The organism is Pseudomonas sp. GL93, from assembly GCF_003408955.1.
Lineage (GTDB): Bacteria > Pseudomonadota > Gammaproteobacteria > Pseudomonadales > Pseudomonadaceae > Aquipseudomonas > Aquipseudomonas paracarnis.
The window spans coordinates 76497-93485 of the sequence record NZ_NKRF01000075.1 but is presented as its reverse complement, the minus strand read 5'-3'; the positions used below and the strand labels follow the sequence as shown (position 1 = coordinate 93485).

The 16989-nt window shown below is 61.9% G+C and carries 11 protein-coding genes; 3 read left to right on the top strand and 8 right to left on the bottom strand.

The window, feature by feature from the left end; translation table 11 throughout:
- Positions 1-215 precede the first annotated feature (215 nt).
- The 6 genes from CER19_RS14070 to pbpC all read right to left on the bottom strand — a co-directional run bounded on the left by CER19_RS14070 (position 216) and on the right by pbpC (position 7180).
- Entirely contained in the window at positions 216-2159 is a 1944-nt protein-coding gene (locus CER19_RS14070; protein WP_116666845.1) for a pilus assembly protein TadG-related protein, read from the bottom strand.
- Positions 2160-2447: 288 nt separating this feature from the next.
- The gene (locus CER19_RS14065; RefSeq protein WP_014716741.1) at positions 2448-3005 is read right to left on the bottom strand and encodes a DUF4136 domain-containing protein; all 558 of its coding nucleotides are present in this window, start codon (positions 3003-3005) and stop codon (positions 2448-2450) included.
- 43 nt (positions 3006-3048) lie between these two features.
- The gene (locus CER19_RS14060; protein ID WP_003188213.1) at positions 3049-3651 is read right to left on the bottom strand and encodes a DUF4136 domain-containing protein; all 603 of its coding nucleotides are present in this window, start codon (positions 3649-3651) and stop codon (positions 3049-3051) included.
- 23 nt (positions 3652-3674) lie between these two features.
- Positions 3675-4424: a methyltransferase gene (locus CER19_RS14055; protein ID WP_116666844.1), complete on the bottom strand. Its 750-nt coding sequence runs from the start codon at positions 4422-4424 to the stop codon at positions 3675-3677.
- The gene (locus tag CER19_RS14050) at positions 4417-4725 is read right to left on the bottom strand and encodes a MazG-like family protein (protein WP_116666843.1); all 309 of its coding nucleotides are present in this window, start codon (positions 4723-4725) and stop codon (positions 4417-4419) included. Before CER19_RS14050 ends, CER19_RS14055 begins: the two co-directional genes overlap by 8 nt.
- A 163-nt stretch (positions 4726-4888) precedes the next feature.
- On the bottom strand, positions 4889-7180 hold the full coding sequence (gene pbpC / locus CER19_RS14045; RefSeq protein WP_371921549.1) for a peptidoglycan glycosyltransferase PbpC: 2292 nt from the start codon (positions 7178-7180) through the stop codon (positions 4889-4891).
- Positions 7181-7425: 245 nt separating this feature from the next.
- Between pbpC and CER19_RS14040 the strand changes: the two genes are divergently transcribed.
- Positions 7426-7719, top strand: a complete 294-nt coding sequence (locus CER19_RS14040) for a hypothetical protein (RefSeq protein WP_003188208.1) — start codon at positions 7426-7428, stop codon at positions 7717-7719.
- Positions 7720-7861: 142 nt separating this feature from the next.
- On the opposite strand, the gene CER19_RS14035 is transcribed toward CER19_RS14040, so the two are convergent.
- Positions 7862-12760, bottom strand: a complete 4899-nt coding sequence (locus CER19_RS14035; protein WP_116666841.1) for an alpha-2-macroglobulin — start codon at positions 12758-12760, stop codon at positions 7862-7864.
- Positions 12761-13059: 299 nt separating this feature from the next.
- On the opposite strand from CER19_RS14035, the gene CER19_RS14030 reads away from it, so the two are divergent.
- A complete protein-coding gene (locus CER19_RS14030; RefSeq protein WP_116666840.1) occupies positions 13060-14409 on the top strand; it encodes an MATE family efflux transporter in 1350 nt (449 codons plus the stop codon).
- 106 nt (positions 14410-14515) lie between these two features.
- Positions 14516-14893: a hypothetical protein gene (locus CER19_RS28790; protein WP_165861632.1), complete on the top strand. Its 378-nt coding sequence runs from the start codon at positions 14516-14518 to the stop codon at positions 14891-14893.
- A 147-nt stretch (positions 14894-15040) separates the two neighbouring features.
- On the opposite strand, the gene speA is transcribed toward CER19_RS28790, so the two are convergent.
- Complete coding sequence (gene speA / locus CER19_RS14015) at positions 15041-16954, bottom strand: arginine decarboxylase (RefSeq protein ID WP_034126423.1); 1914 nt, start codon at positions 16952-16954, stop codon at positions 15041-15043.
- Positions 16955-16989: the final 35 nt, after the last annotated feature.

The following is a 16989-nucleotide window of genomic DNA, read 5'->3' as shown; positions in this document are numbered from 1 at the left end:
CGCAAAATCCATCAATGTATTGCCAATCATTTCTGCGCTCTCAAGCACGACCAAGCCCTGAATAGAATTTTACGGGACTTTACCGAAGACTTTTAAAGGGGTGGCCGTAAGGGCGAAACCATAAGCGGCCGTTTACGCAGGAAGGGCTTTGTACTGGACCGGACATCCTGCTCAGCTATCGAGCCACAACCGGAAGCAAACCTCCTAGCAACAGGCTAGATCACTAGGTAAGCCCGGCCCATATGGCAGGTGAGGTTGGCGCCGACTTCGGCGTTGCCCAGATTGATGCCCAAGGCGCTGAGCAAGGTGTTGACGACAGGGTCGAGAATCGGTGACAGCACATTCTGGATCAGCCCCACCACCGCCGTGGTGATAGTCGCCAACAGCCCGGCGACCCCAGCCAGCGCACCATTGGAGACACTCCCGCTGGGCGGTGCGTAAGTGACCTGCAACCCATTAAGCGTCGCCGCCAGGCTGCCGACGATATTGGCGGTACCCGGCGCAAACTTGTAGGTGGGCGGCGCATTCATCTCGGCCACCGGCGCAAACACCATCGTGCTGGTTTGCGCGGCAATGGAGGAGTTGGCTTTCAACAGCAAACCGCCACCCACATTGGGTGTACGGTTGGGGCTGCACAGCAGCGTCAGGACCACACAGTAGCGCTGGCCAAAATCAATCAGCCTGACCGGCTGCACATTGACTGCTGCGGAGGAAGAAAAAGCCGCCACCGGATCCACCGTACCGACCGCCAGGGTCGCCAGGGACGTAGTGGTTTTCACAGTCAAGGATTTGGAGGTCGGAGAGTCGCAATTGAAATCCGTGACATTGGTTTGCGCACTGCCAGCTTCGATGTAAATGGCCAGCGATGTTGTGACATCCACGTCAGCCACATTGCAGGCCACCAGGCACAACCCCCCGCCAACCACCGCCGGCAGGTTGAGATTCAACAAGCCCTTGACCACCTGGGACACCGGCGTGCCCAGGCCCGTCAATATGGACGCCACGCCAGAAACCGCCTTGATGATCGGCGCCTGCACAGTCACCAACGTGCGCACCTGCGCGGTGCGTACAAAAATCTGATCGGTCGGCGGGGTATTCAGCAAGCCCTTCTTGGCCAACACAGGATTGCCAATGGCCGACAGCTGCGGCGGTTCGATGACCTTGGTCTGGATCGACACATTACCCACCAACGGAATCGCGACCTGCGCCGCCGCACTCACCGCATTCTTGCTGCTGGACAACTGCGCCACCGCTTCCAACAGTTGAAACAACTGCACGTTGCTGTTCAGCGCCGCCGTCGGCGTGCCGGTGGCGATGTCGATCAGGTCGCCCACGGTCAACAGCTTGCTGTTCGGCGCAATGGCTTGAATCGAAATCACGTCGTTGACGACCGCTGTGACCGCCGCACCGTTTTTCTGCAAGACCTTCACAGCAGCGTCGATCAGTTGAGTAGCCGAGACCGCAGTACTGAGCAAGGCATCGTAGTCACCGGCCTTCACGTTCAGGTTGATCGCCAGTTGGTCCAAATAACTGAGCAGGTTGACGTTGGTTTGCAGCAAGCCGTTCCAACCCGCCGCCGTGAGCGACAGGTTGCCGCCGAGCAGGTTGCCGATGACCAGGTTGAGCAGCGGGGATTTGCCTGAATCGACGCTGGCCAGGCTGCTGCGGATCGACAGCTGCGCCACGGGCGGCGGTGTCGCCGCAACGGCGGTGGCGCTCAAGTTGATTTGCGGGGTGATCGGCGCGCCGCTGAACAGGTTCCACAGGCCATTGGCGATGCTGGTCAGGACGGTGCGCGAGGCCACCACGCGGATTGCGTCATTCTTGGTGGCATCGGCGCTGAACACACGGGTGTTGAGGGCGTTGGTCGCCAGGGTGCCGCACGTCACCGCCAGGGTGCTGCCATTACCGACCACAAAACCGTTGCGCGCCGCATTTTGTGTGGCATAGGCATTCGCGGTGGTGTTAGTGCCGCATTGGCCACCGAGACCGGCCGCTTCCAGCGCCGAGGTGTCGGCGACGGATTGCAGCTTGCGCTTTTCCAGATACAAGCGCCCGCTGTCGACCGCCAGCAACGTAAACACCAGGGCCAAAGCCAACGTGCCTGCCGCCATCAAGCCTATTGCACCACGCTGTCTGGAACCGAATCGGGGAGACATCGAAGCACTCCTGCGCTAACTCTCCGTTGCACTGGAGTGTAGACAAGGCTTCGACAGGTTGCTGGCAACTCGCCACATTGGCGACTGGCGGAGATGTACTGAATATCGGATATAACCGTGCGGAGCTAGCCCTAATACAAATCAGTTAAGCGAACGCAATGCTCAAAACACTGAAGATCAAATGTGGGAGCTGGCTTGCCTGCGAAAGCGGTAGGGCAGTCACTGAAGCAGTGACTGACACACCGCTTTCGCGAGCAAGCCCGCTCCCACAGGGGTGAGAGGGGGTGATCAGCGCGGCGGGTAATTGGAAAGGATCTTGGTCACAGTGCTGCGGATGGCCTTGTTGCGATCCTCGGGGTTTGGCGTGCTGGCCATCATTTGTTCGTCGCTGCCGCGCCACACCAGCTTGCCGTCCTTGCCGTCGAGCAGGTCGATCTGGATGGTCGCCACTTTGTAGGTGATGTTGCGCGTTTCGTTGTACATCGGCGCGCCCCAATAACCATTCCACGGGCCGCCCCAGGCACCGCCATAGTTGGTGGTGACTTGCTGCTGGCGGTCTTCGACGATCAGGTAGGCCTGCACATTCAGGTCTGCCTTGGTACCCGCCGCCGCAGGACGCAAACCGCGCTGATCCAGCTGTTCGCCCACGGCCTGGCGGATGCGTTGCTCGGTGAGGTCGCTCTTGATTCGCGGGTCATCGGGACGGTACTGCAACGCCGGGTCTTTCCAGGCCCAATTGCGGTAGGCGCCGAAGTCTCGGCTGGCGTCAAAATCGTGGTTGACCTGGTTGCTCTGGCAACCGCCCAGCAACATGACAACAGCAAGTGCAGCGATGCGACGAAGCATGGTGTACTCCAAAAACAACGTGGGCCTGTAATGAGAATAGCTGCTAACTGGGTGGATAGGCAGCCATTGCCTTCTGCATCGCCTTGCGCAAGCTATCGGCGCGTTCGCTCAGGCTGCCCTGGCTGGTGGTTTCGGCGCTGGTGCTCCACACCGGCTGGCGGGTGCGCGCATCGAACAGGCTGATACGCGCCACGGCCACTGTCACTTCATAGGTGCGCACCACCGGCACGCTGTTGTACATGCCATAGCCGTTGCCATAACGGTTATAACCGCCGTAGCCGTAACCATAATCGTCCTGGACCTGGCGCAGGCGTTTTTCCAGGCGTACATCGGCGCTCACCAGCAGGTCGGGCGCACGCTTGTCATGCAAGGGCCGCAAGCCACGCTGGTCAAGGGCGCCGCTGACCGCCTCGGCAATCTGCGCCGAATCGGCCCAGGCCGTACCCGCCGGCAACTGGCCGTTGAGCCACCCCCAGCTGCGGTAGGCGCCATAGTCGCGCACCGGCGCGGGGTAGGCGCTGGCATCAAAGGTAGTGGCCGCCTGGGCGGGCGCCGGCGGCATCGGTGCCGAACTGGCGACGTAAGGGTTGGGGCTCGAGCACGCCCCAAGGCCTAGAGACAACAGGATTAAACCGAGACGACGCATGTCGACCTCCCACGCTGGGCCGCTTAAACCGGACGGCAGATCCAGTGCAAATATCGCCCAAGCCCGGCAAAGCTTGGGTGACGACGGTGAGCGAGTTCCATCTCCAACAAGTCCTGCAGGTTGGCGCGCGCCTGGAATTCCACCGGCATATAGTCGTGAAACCCCCGCACGCCACTTTGGCTTTCGACCTGCCACAAACCTTCAAGTTGCGCCGCCAACTCCCGCGGGTCCAGGGGTTGTTGCGGCGTCAGGCTCTGTTTTTCGCCGGCCATGTCGTTCTTGCGCATTTTGCGGAAGTGGCCTTTGAGCAGGTTGCGGTAGATCAACGCATCACGGTTGTAGAAGGCCAGGGACAACCAGCCACCCGGCAGCGTCAGTTGGTGCAACACTGGCAGGATGGCGTGGGGCTCGGCCAACCACTCCAGCACCGCATGACACAGCACCAGATCGTAAGGTTCGGTGAGTTGGCCGAGCAAGTCCTGCCACGGTGCATGAATAAAGGTCGCGCTTTGGCCCGCGTCAGCGAAGCGCTGGCGCGCCCCTTCAAGCATCGGCGCAGCGGGTTCGGCCAGGGTTACCTCGTGGCCCTGCTCGGCCAGCCACAGCGACATATGCCCCAGGCCTGCGCCGATATCCAGCACGCGCAACGGGCGTTGCGGCAGGGCTTGCACCAGATCGGCCTGGAGCACCGCCAGGCGAATCGCGCCCTTGGCACCGCCGTAGATCTTTTCGGCAAAGCGCGTGGCCAACTGGTCGAAATGACGATCACTCATGGGCAAACCGCCGTTCGCTATCGGCCAGCTTGGCGCGCACCACTTCGTTCATATCCAGCCCCAGTTCACTGCACAGCAACAGCAGGTACAGGACGATATCGCCGACCTCCTGGCCCGCATGGGCGAGTTTATCGGCGGGCAGTTGGGGGGATTGGTCTTCGGTGAGCCATTGGAAGATTTCCACCAGCTCGGCCATTTCCACACTGGCGGCCATGGCCAGGTTTTTCGGGCTGTGGAACTGCTTCCAGTCATTGGTATCGCGGATGCGGTGCAAGCGTTCGGTGAGGTGTTCGAGGTTCATGCGGTGGCTCCTGAATGGGTATAGCTTCAGGGGGATGGGGGATGAACGCAAGCCTCTGTAGGAGCGAGCTTGCTCGCGAAAAGCTCACAGGCGCCGCGTTTATCCAGGACGCTCGCGTTATCGTTGACGTCTTTCGCGAGCAAGCTCGCTCCTACAGTGGGGGCTAGTCGACAACGCTGAATTCGAGCCTCGCGGTTTGACCGGCTTCATCCAATACGCTGAGCTGATAGCGGCCCAGCCGTTCAAAACTGACATTGACGCTGTCCTGATTGGCGCTGTCGCCCAACGGCGCACCGTTGAGAAACCACCAACGCCGGCCACTGCCGCCCAGGGCGGAGATTTTCAGGCGCAAGGCTTGCTCACTGGCGGCGGGCAGGCGCAGTTGGTCGCCTTCGCGTACGCCCACGATGGACAACGGCGATGACGCGGCCAGCGCCGGTGGCGGGCAATCCGGGTCAGGCGCAGGAATGCGCGCTTCACGGCGTTCAATCCTTGGCAACCAGGGCTCCAGCGGCGCCGGCCACAGGGCAATGCTTTTGGGGGTTGCGCCAGGGCAATGAGCATCGACCCTCAAGCCCTTTGTGTTAACCCAGATGCTTTCCATCAAGCCCACACTCAAGGGTTGATCCAATGCCTGCAAGGTCGGCGGCGTGGTGTTGTCCAGGGTCCAGGCAAAACGCTGGCGACGACAATTGGGGTCGCTGCGGCTCATGGGCTGGCCCAACGGCCAACAGATCGCCGCTACGCCGATGTTCGCCGGCACTGGTTTGACCGGCGCACTGATGCCGCGCTGGCTGTCGCGGTTGGTCAGCACGTCATGCACCTGCAACATCAACGGCGCTGCCGACGCCAGGCCGAATTGCCCCGGTACCGGCGTGCCATCGGGCCGGCCGATCCATACGCCGATCAGGTAACGCGGGCCCACGCCAATCGCCCAGGCATCGCGAAAGCCGTAACTGGTACCGGTTTTCCACGCCAGCACCGGGCGTTGAACCAGCTCGGCACGCGGGTCGCGATCGGGCCGCGCCTGGCCGCTGAGGATGCGCCGCACAATCCACGCGGCGCCGGGCGACAGCAACGGCCGCTCCCTGAGCGTATCGTCCGGCTGTAACCGCAGGCTGGCACTTTTGCCATCGCGGGCCAGGGCGCTGTAGCCACTGACCAGGTCTTCCAGGCGACTGCCCGCACCGCCGAGAATCAACGCCAGGTTCGGCTCGGCCAATGCCGGCAACGCCAACGGCATGCCACCGATGCGCATCTGGGCGGCAAAGCGCTGGGGCCCGTAGGCTTCAAGCAGTGGCACCGCCGGCAGGTTCAACGAGCTGGACAACGCCGTGCTCGCCGGCACCGCCCCGGTAAAGCCCATGGAAAAGTTGCCAGGGCGGTAATCGCCATAGCGTCGAGGCACATCCTGCAACAACGATTCGGAGTGAATCAGTCCGTCATCCAACGCCATGCCGTAGAGAAAAGGTTTCAAGGTGGAACCGGGCGAACGCAGCGCGCTGATCATGTCCACATGGCCAAAGCGCTTGGTGTCGTTGATATCCACCGACCCCAGGTAGGCGCGCACCGCCATGCTTTCTTCTTCCACCACCAGGATGGCCGCCGACGTGTGTTCCGGCAGGCGTGCGCGCCAGCCCAGCAATAGGTCTTCGAGACGGCGTTGCAGGGTGGCATCCAGGGTGGTGCGGATCAGCGGCGGGCTGTCGGGGCGATTCAGGCGGCGTGCGAGCAAGGGCGCCAGGCTCGGTTCCAGGCGTGGGGCGAGCAACAGGGGTTCTTCCAGCGCTTCATCGACCGCCGATTGCGGCCATACCTGAAACTCGGCCAGGCGGCGCAGCACTTTGTCGCGGGCCTCCTGGGCGCGCTGCGGATGACGGTCCGGGCGCAAACGGCTCGGCGCCTGGGGCAACACCGCGAGCAACGCGGCTTCGGCGTGGGTCAGCTGTGACGGCGACTTGCCCAAGTAGGCCCAACTCGCCGCCGCCACGCCCTGCAGCGTGCCACCGAAAGGCGCACGGTTGAGGTACAGGTTGAGGATTTCGTCCTTGGACAGGTGCCACTCCAACTGCGCGGTACGCCACAGCTGGCGTAACTTGCCATGCAGGGTGCGTGAGTGCGGGTCGAGCAGGCGCGCCACTTGCATCGACAAGGTGCTGCCACCGGAGACCACCCGCGCGCCGCTCAGGTTTTGCCAGGTCGCCCGCACCAGCGCCAACGGGTTTACGCCGGGGTGTTGGTAGAACCAACGGTCTTCATAGGTGAGCAACGCGTCGAGGTAATAGGGTGATACTTCGCTGGTGTGTACCGGGTAGCGCCATACGCCATTGGCATCGGCAAATCGCCACAGTGGTGTGCCATCTTCGGCCAGCACTACCCGGGCCAGGTCGTCCTGGGGCAGGGGCAAGGGCCAGATACGATCGGCCAGCCATAGCAGGGCAACCACCAACACCACACAACCCAAAGCCCAGCGCAATAACCGTGGGAGCTGGCTTGCCTGCGATAGCGCAGGGTCCGTCAACTTATCCACAACTGCCCCACCGCTATCGCAGGCAAGTCAGCTCCCACATTGGGCCGCGTACATCCGGACGTGATTAAACTAAAACTCAAACGGGCAAACCTCTATGCTTGCAGGGAACTCGCCTGCGTTATCGACAACCAAAGGCACAGTTACGCCCACCTTCTCATCAGGACACGCACATGCAGGTAGAAAGCTTTTTCGAATGGTTGGGCCAGGCGCTCGGTTCCGTCATCCGCTTCATCGTCGACGGGCTCAGCGGTTTGTTCGGGGCCTTGACCCACGCCGGCGGCAACTTTATCGACGGCCTGTCACGCACCTTGGGCATGGACACCTCGATCATCAGCATCATCACCCTGATCGTCGGGTTGTTGTTCCTCTACTCTGCGGTACGCGCCTTTATGCGGGCCTCGATTATCGTGGGGATCATCTGGCTGATGCTGGGGCTTTGGCTACTCAGTTGGGTCGTGCACTGACGTTATAACCACTCGACTCCCCCTGTAGGAGCGAGCTTGCTCGCGAAAAACTCACAGACACCGCGTTCTCCCAGGAAACACGCGTTATCGTTGAAGTTTTTCGCGAGCAAGCTCGCTCCTACAGGGGTCGCACCATTGTCTTTCAGCGGCCCTTGATCACCATATCTACTGGCGTCTCGCCCACCGCCTGCCAGTTCGGCCGATACATCGACTCTACCTGCGGCGGCGGTACGCGGTAGGTTCCCGGTGTCACCGCACGCGCCAGGTACAACAAGTGCGTGGTGCCATAGCCATCCAGATTCATCGCTGCCACATAGCGATCGTCCCTGAACTCTTGGTGTTTGAGCGAGGCATTCTGCATCGACTCACGCCACTCCTTCACCTGGCTGCTTGCGTTCTCCAGGCTCGCCGCGCTTTGGGCCAGGTTCTGGTTTTCCAGTTCCAGGCCGGCAGGCAACAGGTCGACCACCAAGGCATCCGGCACGCGTTGCTTGGCGCTGACCGCCAAGTGCACCAGCACCAGATCACCGCTGTTGAGGTTACGCAGGTTCAACGGCTGGCCGTTCATGCCCAGGTACTCGCGGCGGATACTCAGGTTGTTGCCACCCGCCGCTGGCGGCACTTGTGGATAACCCGAAACCGTCAATTGCTGGTACACCGGCGCTTCACCCTGATTGCTCAAGGCCAGGTCGCTGGACAACAACTTGCCATCCAACTCCAACGTCGATTGCTGGTTGTTCAACTCGCGTACGCCACCACTGCCGGTGAGCGACACTTGCCAGTTCGCTTGCGGCTTGGCGAACCCGAGGCGCCCGGCCAGGAACAGGGAATTACGCTCCTGGGTCGACAGGTACGGGCTGGCCGCCAATTGGTCCGACAAGGTAAACAAACGCTCCTCGCGCTGGCCCTTGGCCAAGTCGTTCTCCTCCAGCAATGCCAGAATCATCGCCTGGTCGCGCAACGGGCTGCCGTAGTCGGCCAGCCACTCATTGGCATTGCGCTGCGCCGCCAAGCCGGCCAACAACGCCTGATCCGCGCGTGGCTGGTCACCCATTTTCTGCAGGGCAATGGCCAACTGCACCAGCGGCAAGCCGGAGCGTGCATCGCTGCGCCGTTCGAACAGGCTGCGCAACGCACCCAACGGCGCCTGCTGACTGCGCGCCAACACCATGCCGGCATACGCCTGCACGGCAAACCGGGTGTGTTCAGCGTTGTCGCTGTAATCCACCTCGATCAGGTTACGTTCCTGCACATACCGCAACAGGCGCTCGCTGGCCTTCTTCAAGGCTTCAGGCGGGACGGCAAAACCCTGGTCGCGGGCGCGCAGCAGGAAGTCAGTGACATAGGCAGTCAGCCAATATTCTTCCTCGCCATCGGCGCCCCACAAACCGAAGCTGCCGTTGTAGCGCTGCATGCCCAACAGGCGCTCGATGCCCAACTCGATCTTGCGCTTGCGCTCGGCATCCGGCTCGCCCTTGATGCTCAGGCGCTTGAGCAGCGCGTCGTCGGCGTACAGCGACGGGTACAAGCCACTGGCGGTTTGCTCCAGGCAACCATAGGGGGACGCCTTGAGCGCACTGATCTGCGCGCCCAGGTTTAACGGCGGCCGGCTCGACAGGCTCAACAACGCCTCACGTCCCGATGCATCGAATTGATCCAGTGCACCCGACGGCAAGCTCCACGGCTGATCCTTGAGCACGGCACGGTAATGCTTGAGCAAGGCCGGGTACGCCGGGCGTACGCCCAAGGTCCATTCGCGGCTGAACGGCGGCAGGTTTTCACCCGGCAAGTCCAGGCCGTTGACGGTAACCGTGACCTTGCCCTGGCCAAGACCGCCCCAGGCTTGTACCGGAATACGCAGGGTGGTGCGCTGGCCTTGCTTGAGCTCAACCGATTGCACGCCGCTGTTGACCAACTGCAACTGACCTTGCGCGGTCAATTGCACATCGAGTTTCTGGGCCTTGCCCGACAGGTTGGAGAGGTCCAGGGCCAAGGTGGTCTGGTCGCCTCCCGCCAGGAAGCGCGGTGCTGACAACTCGGCGATCAACGGGGCGGCGATCACCGTCTTGCCTTCGGCCATGCCGTAGCGATCATCGCTCCAGGCTTGGGCCATCAGGCGCAGTTCGCCGTTGAAGTCGGGGATATTGACGCTGACTTCGCCCTCGCCTTTCTCGTTCAAGGTCACCGGCGCGCTTTGCAGGGCGACGATGGTTACGCTGGTGTCCGGGCGCTTGCCGCCTTTGGCCAACGCCGCGTCACCACCGAATGCCAGGCTGGCCAGGCGCCCCTGGCCGGCTTCAATCAACTGGCCGTAGATGTCGAACTGGTCGACGCCATAGGCTTTGCGGCCGAACAGACTCGCGTACGGATCGGGCGTTGGGTATTCGGTGATATTAAGGATGCCCACGTCCACCGCCGCCAGCAGTACGTGCACCTGTTGGGGCACGCTGCCATCGGCGTTCTTGGCGGCGATCTTCACCGTCAGCGGTTGTTTGGGGCGCATTTTTTCTGGCGCGGTGAGGGTCAGGCCGAGTTTGCGCTGGGTGCGATCCAGCGGCAGGTGCAGCAAGCCCACGGCGCGTTTAGGCGTGATGTTGGCTTTGCGCTCGCCGGGACGAATCACCAGGGCGCTCACATACAGATCGTGGCGCGACCATTTCGGGTCGAGCTTCACCGCAAAGCTTTTGCCTTCGGCCGGCACGTCGATTTCCTGCCACCACAGCGGCCCTTCGGCGGACTCCACCAACAGGTAGCCTTTACCGGCAGCCGGTGGCGTGACGGTGACGTTGGCGGTGTCGCCATCGCCATAGGCGGGTTTGTCCAACGCCAGCTTGACCTGGTCTGGGCGCACGGCGCCGCCTTCGGTGTTGTCCTGGGCCTGGTAGCCGGCCCAGAAACGCAGGCTGCTGACCAGCCCGGTGTGCGGGTCTTCGACCTCCACGCGGTAAGGGCCCCACTCCACCTGGAAGCTGACCTTGGCGGTGTCGCCAGCCTTGATGTTCAGGCTCTGCTCATCGAGGTTGAGGAATTTCTCGTTGAAGTGGTAGCTCCAGCCGTCATTCTCCGAGTAGTTCCAGTAGTAGTCGCGGCGCTCACGCACCAGGCGCACCTTGAGGTCTTGTGCGGCCAGTTTCTGACCGTCCTGGTTGGCCAACAGCACTTCGAATTCCACCGGGCCATCGCCGTTGGTTTCCTTGCCGTCAAACAGCCCACGCAGGCCCGGCAGTTGCTCGGCCGGCCAGATCGGCTGCACCAGGCGCCGGGTAATCGGCCGCCCGCCGGACTCCTGCAGGCTGGCTTGCACAATCAATTGCAGCGGGGATTTAGCCTCGGCCCACTTGCTTTCCAGGGTCAGCGCTTGCTCGCCATTGGCGTCGAGTACGCTTTCGTCCAGCTCGAAATCCTGGCTCAGCTCTTCTTCCGTGACGGAACCGAACTGGTAGCCCGGCAGGGATTTGACCGCCTCACGCAGTGGGCGCACGTACACCTGGCCACTGACGCGGTTACCGGATGCGGGCGCGCCGTAGAGGTAACGACCGTTGACCTGAATGACCGGGTTATCCGCCGGGCTCAACGCCGTGTCACTGCCCTTGAGTTCCAGCGCCAGGCGTTCGGGCAGGAAGTCTTCGACGAGAAATTCATAGAGTTGCGGCTTGCCGTCACCGAGGTCGAACACCAACTGCCAGCGCCCGGTCGGCGCCTCGCCAGCCAGCTGCAACGGGTATTGATACAGGCCGGACGCGTCGGCCTCCCACACAAACTTGCGGCTCACCTGTTCATCCGGGCGCCGCACTTCGACGCTGACCGGCTGAGGCTTCACCGCCTTGCCATCCTTGTCGCGCAACAGCGCGTTGAGCGGCACGGTTTCGCCGGGGCGATACAGGTCACGCGGGCCGAACACAAAGAACTGCAGCGGGTGAGAGGGCTGCCCGCCGATATCGAACTCGGCCAGGTCCAGCGCGGCGCTGTCCAGGCGCAGCAGGCTGGTCTGCTCGCCCTGCTTTGCCAGCAACACCTGGGCTTTTTTCGGCAGTGGCAACTCGGCGTGGCCACCGTCTTCGGTCTTGCCCTGGCCGAGCACGCGGCCTTCGGCATCGAGGATTTCCAGATCGACGCCGTTGAGCGCCTTGCCGCCTTCCAACGCCTGGGTAAACACATCCAGGCGATTGGCATAGCGGTGCACCGACAGGCCGATATCACTCAAGGTGAACAGGGTGGCAGGTTGCGAATAGTTGTAGGTGCCCGAAGCGCGCATCACCGCCAGGTACACGCCCGGCTGCTGCAACTGCTTGAGGCCGGCAATCGGCAGCAGCAGGGTTTCGCGGGTATTGCGCGCCGGGTTCAGGTCAAAACGCCCGCCGTACACCAGCTCGGCCATCGGCAGCAGTTCACGGGACTCATAGCTTTGCAGGCTGGTATTGCGCCCCCACTGCGCCAGGAATGACGGCAGGGATTCGGGTTTGATCCGGAAGAATTCCACGTCGATCTTGTCGACATTCAACGCGATCACCGGCAGGCCCTCGGCCAGGCGCGTCGGCAACAGGGTGCCACGGCTGGCGAAGCCGACGGTGGCTTGCAGGTCGCGGGTTTCCAGGCGGGCGCTGTATTCGGCGGCGAGGGTGTTGCCGTTGACCGCCTTCACCCCGGCGTCGACGGTCAGCACCAGCTTGCGCTGCGGTTCAAGGTGGCGCAGGCGCAGTTCCATCAGGTTATCGGACAGTTCCCAGGCGCCATCGACCTTGCCGGACTTGCTGTCTACCAGGTGCAGCTTGTCGGCGAATTTCTGATCAGGGTCCAGGGGAATGGAAAAACTCACCGACAGCGTGCTGGCGCCATCCAACTGCACCTCGGACACGTCCACCACGCTCAGCTCACGCCCGGCATAGCGTTGCTTCAACGCTGCCACGTCCACCGCCGCCTTGGCAGGTTTGGGTGCCACGCTTGGCGCTGCAGGGGCCGCGGGTGCGGCCGGTTTATCGGAAGAATCACAGGCGCTCAGCAGGGCCAGCGCGCAAGCGAGGAACAGTCCTTTGTTAAACATGGGGCACTCGTCGTCAGAGGGAACCTGGGGGTGAACTATATATCAGCGTCGGCCTGGCTGCTGCGGCGCCGGTCACATTGACCGACGGAGGGGCGGTTGGTTCTAGGTGGGCATGAAGCCAAGCCAAATCCCACAGCCACTGGAGATCAAATTGTGGGAGCTGGCTTGCCTGCGATAGCGGTCTTTCAGCCAATATCTTCACTGGCTGACCCACTGCTATCGCAGGCAAGCCAGCTCCCACATTGGTTCTGCTGTGTGGCGGGTTGACGGTTACAATGCCGCTCCACCAAGGAGCCTTCATGACCGCCCTGCTTACTGACTGGCGCCACCGCCCTACCCACCGCCGCGTCTGGGCCCTGGCCGCGCCGATGATCCTGTCGAATATCTCCGTGCCCTTGGTCGCCCTGGTAGACAGCATGGTTATCGGCCACCTGCCCCACGCCCATCAACTGGGCGCCGTGGCTGTCGGCGCCAGCCTGTATACCTTCCTGGCCTGGGCCATGGGTTTCCTGCGCATGGGCTCCACCGGGTTCGCCGCCCAGGCCGCCGGGCGCAATGATGGCGCAGCGTTGCGGCAGATCCTGTTGCAAGGCTTGTTGCTGGCGCTGGGCCTGGCGATGCTGCTGGGCACCGTGGGCATTCCCTTGAGCCATCTGGCCCTGGAATGGATGCAGCCTTCGCCAGAACTGAACCAACTGACCCGCGAGTTTTTCCACACCCGCCTGTTCGGCCTGCCCGCCGCCCTCGCCAGCTATGCGCTGGTCGGCTGGTTCCTCGGCACCCAGAATGCGCGAGCGCCGTTGGCGATTTTGCTGACCACCAACCTGGTGAACATCGCGCTCAACCTGTGGTTTGTACTCGGCCTGGACTGGGGCGTGGTCGGCTCCGCACGCGCCTCGGTGATTGCGGAATGGACCGGCGCCCTGCTCGGCCTGGCGCTCACGCAAAAAGCCCTACGTGCCTATCCCGGGCATATCGCCTGGGCCGCGCTGACACTGTGGCAAAGCTGGCGCCCGCTGCTGGCAGTGAACCGCGATATCTTTATTCGCAGCCTCGCCTTGCAGTCAGTGTTTTTCATGATCACGGTGCAAGGTGCACGGTTGGGGGACGCCACCGTTGCAGCCAATGCGCTGCTGCTCAATGGCCTGTTGCTGACGGCACATGCCCTGGATGGCCTGGCCCACGCTGTCGAAGCCTTGTGCGGTCACGCCATCGGTGCGCGTGACCGCCAGGCGTTAAGGCGATCATTGGTGGTTGCCTGTGGCTGGTCGCTGATCGCCAGCATCGGCTTTGCCCTGCTGTTCACCTTCGGCGGCCATCTGTTTATCGCCATGCAAACCGATATTCCCGGTGTGCGCGAAACCGCCGATATCTACCTGCCCTACCTTGCGGTATTGCCATTGATAGCGGTGTGGAGTTATTTGCTCGACGGCCTGTTTATCGGCGCAACGCGGGCGCGGGAGATGCGCAATGGGATGTTGCTGACGGTGATAGCGGTGCTACCGGTTGCCTGGGCGCTGCAGGGCTTGGGTAACCACGGGTTGTGGATCACCTTCCTGCTGTTCATGGCGGTGCGCAGCCTGACGCTGTGGGCGATCGCCTGGCACTTGAATAGAAAAAATCAATGGATCAGTGAGCCGACCTGTTAGATTTCACAGGTTACAAGTCCCTTGTATTACCGTTGAATAAAGGTCGGTGCTGAAGAGGGTTGAGGCTCAGTACCGTAACCTTCTTTTAACTCAGGGACGACCAAACATGAACATTCAAAATCATCTCTTCGTCACTTTCTTGATGGTCAACGCCGTCACCTCACCGGCCATTGCCGACGCAACCACCCAGCCGGATGGCCATGTCGTCGCCCCTCCCGCCCAAGCGCCGTCCGTTACTCCAAACCGAGCGTTGACCGAGATGATAGAGGTCTGGAATAACAGCGACTTCAAGGTGTACGCGATACAACAAGGCAAGAAAACCATCGTCGAGCCCAAGGGCCGCATGCGCCTGGACAATCGCTACCCCGTAACAATCTCCCCTGTATCTCCCACTGGCGCGTTTAAGTTCGCCTCGCTGCTAGGCACCAATACCAAATGCGAAACCCAGTATTGCTTAATTGTCCAAGGTACCGAGAACCCCTAAAAAACGTGAATATTCGGGGACTCCGCGCGGGCACTGCATCTTCAAGCTTGCTCACGAAAAACCTTAAAGCGACGCGTGTATTCAGGAGGACCGCATCATCGTTAATGCTCTTCGCAAGCAATCTCGCGCCTACAAGAGGTGACAGGTTTACGAGGACAGGTACGAAGAGCGGGTCAAGCCCAGGCGCAACGCATCCAGGAACTGCGTACGTTCACTGGCGCTGATCTTCGCGCTCGCGCACTTGTCGCGGTAATGCGTCATCAACTCCTCCGGCGACAAGTGCACATAGCGCAGCATGTCTTCGATGGTGTCGTGGGTCTCGATCCCGGCGCTGTACACCGAACCGTCTTCACGCTGGTAGATGTTCACCGAGTCGGTGTCACCAAACAGGTTGTGCATGTCGCCCAGGATTTCCTGATAGGCGCCGACCAGGAAGATCCCCAGCAGGTAGTCCTCGCCTTCGTTCAAGCCGTGAACCGGCAGGCTGGTTTCGATGCTTTGCTCGTCGACGTATTGCTTGATCTTGCCGTCGGAGTCGCAGGTCAGGTCTTGCAGCACGGCGCGGCGCAGCGGCTCTTCGTCGAGGCGGTGCAGCGGCAGGATCGGCAGCACTTGGCCGATGGCCCAGGTGTCCGGCAGGCTCTGGAACACCGAGAAGTTGCAGATGTATTTGTCGGCCAGCTTGTCGTTGAGTTCGTCCAGCACTTGGCGGTGCGAGCGCTGGCGGGCTTTCAACGAGTTGTGCAGGCGACGGCACACCGCGAAGTAGCACTGCTCAGCCAGGGCTTTTTCCGCCAGGGTCAGCTTGCCGTCGGCGTACTGGGTGGCCACGTCGCTCATGTAGTGGGTGGCGCGCCAGTAGGTTTCGGTGACCATCTCGATGTCGGTCGGGCCCAGCAGGTCCACCAGCCATTGCACGGTTTCCGGCAGGCTTTCCTTGTTTTCGATGGTCGGGATTTCGTCGTTGTGCTTCTCGACGTCCGTCACCTGCACCACCAGCATGGCGTGGTGAGCGGTCAGGGAGCGGCCGCTTTCGGAGAAGATGTTCGGGTGCGGCAGGCTCTGCGCGTCGCAGAATTCCTTGAGCATGCCCACCACCACGCCAGCGTAGTCGTCCATGTCGTAGTTGATCGAGCTGGCGTTGCGCGAGTGGGTGCCGTCGTAGTCCACGCCCAGGCCACCGCCGACGTCGATGTGGTCCACCGGCAGGCCGAGGTTGCGCAGTTCGCCGTAGTAACGAATGGCTTCCTTGAACCCGTGCTGGTAGTCGGCCAGGTTGGCGATCTGCGAGCCCATGTGGAAGTGCAGCAGGCGGATGCCCTGGTCCAGACCGGCCGCGCGAAAGCGCTCGACCACTGACAGCAGCTGCGCTGCCGACAGACCGAATTTGGATTTCTCGCCACCGGTGTCCGCCCACTTGCTCGATGCCAGGGACGAAAGGCGCACACGCAGGCCCACCTGTGGCTTGACCTTGAGGCTCGCCGCCTCTTCGATCACCAGCCCCACCTCGGACTCTTTCTCGATCACGATGAACACGTTGTGGCCGAGCTTCTGGCCCATCAGCGCCAGGCGAATGAACTCACGGTCTTTATAACCGTTGCAGACGATGGTGCCGCCCTTCGGCGCCAGGGCCAGCACGGCCAGCAGCTCAGGCTTGGAGCCGGCTTCCAGGCCGATGGAGACGTTCTGGGTGGCAATGATGTTCTCGATCACCGCTTCTTGCTGGTTCACCTTGATCGGGTACAGCGCGGTGTACTTGCTCTGGTATTCCAGGCGTTCGATGTTGGCATCGAAGGCACCGGTCAATTGGCGCACGCGGTCTTGCAGGATATCGGGGAAGCGCACCAGTAGCGGCAACGACAGGCCGCTTTTGCGCAGCTCATCGACTTGCTCGTACAGGTCGACGGGCGTGCTGTTCGGGCCGTTCGGACGGACTTCTACGCGACCGGCTTCATTGATCGCGAAATACCCGGCCCCCCAATGGCGAATCCCGTAAACACTGCGGCTGTCCGCAACTGTCCATTGGCTGCCATCGTCTTTGCGTGTGCGTCGTACGGACATCGAAGTCCCCTATAAATGAAGGCGAAGGCGCCACC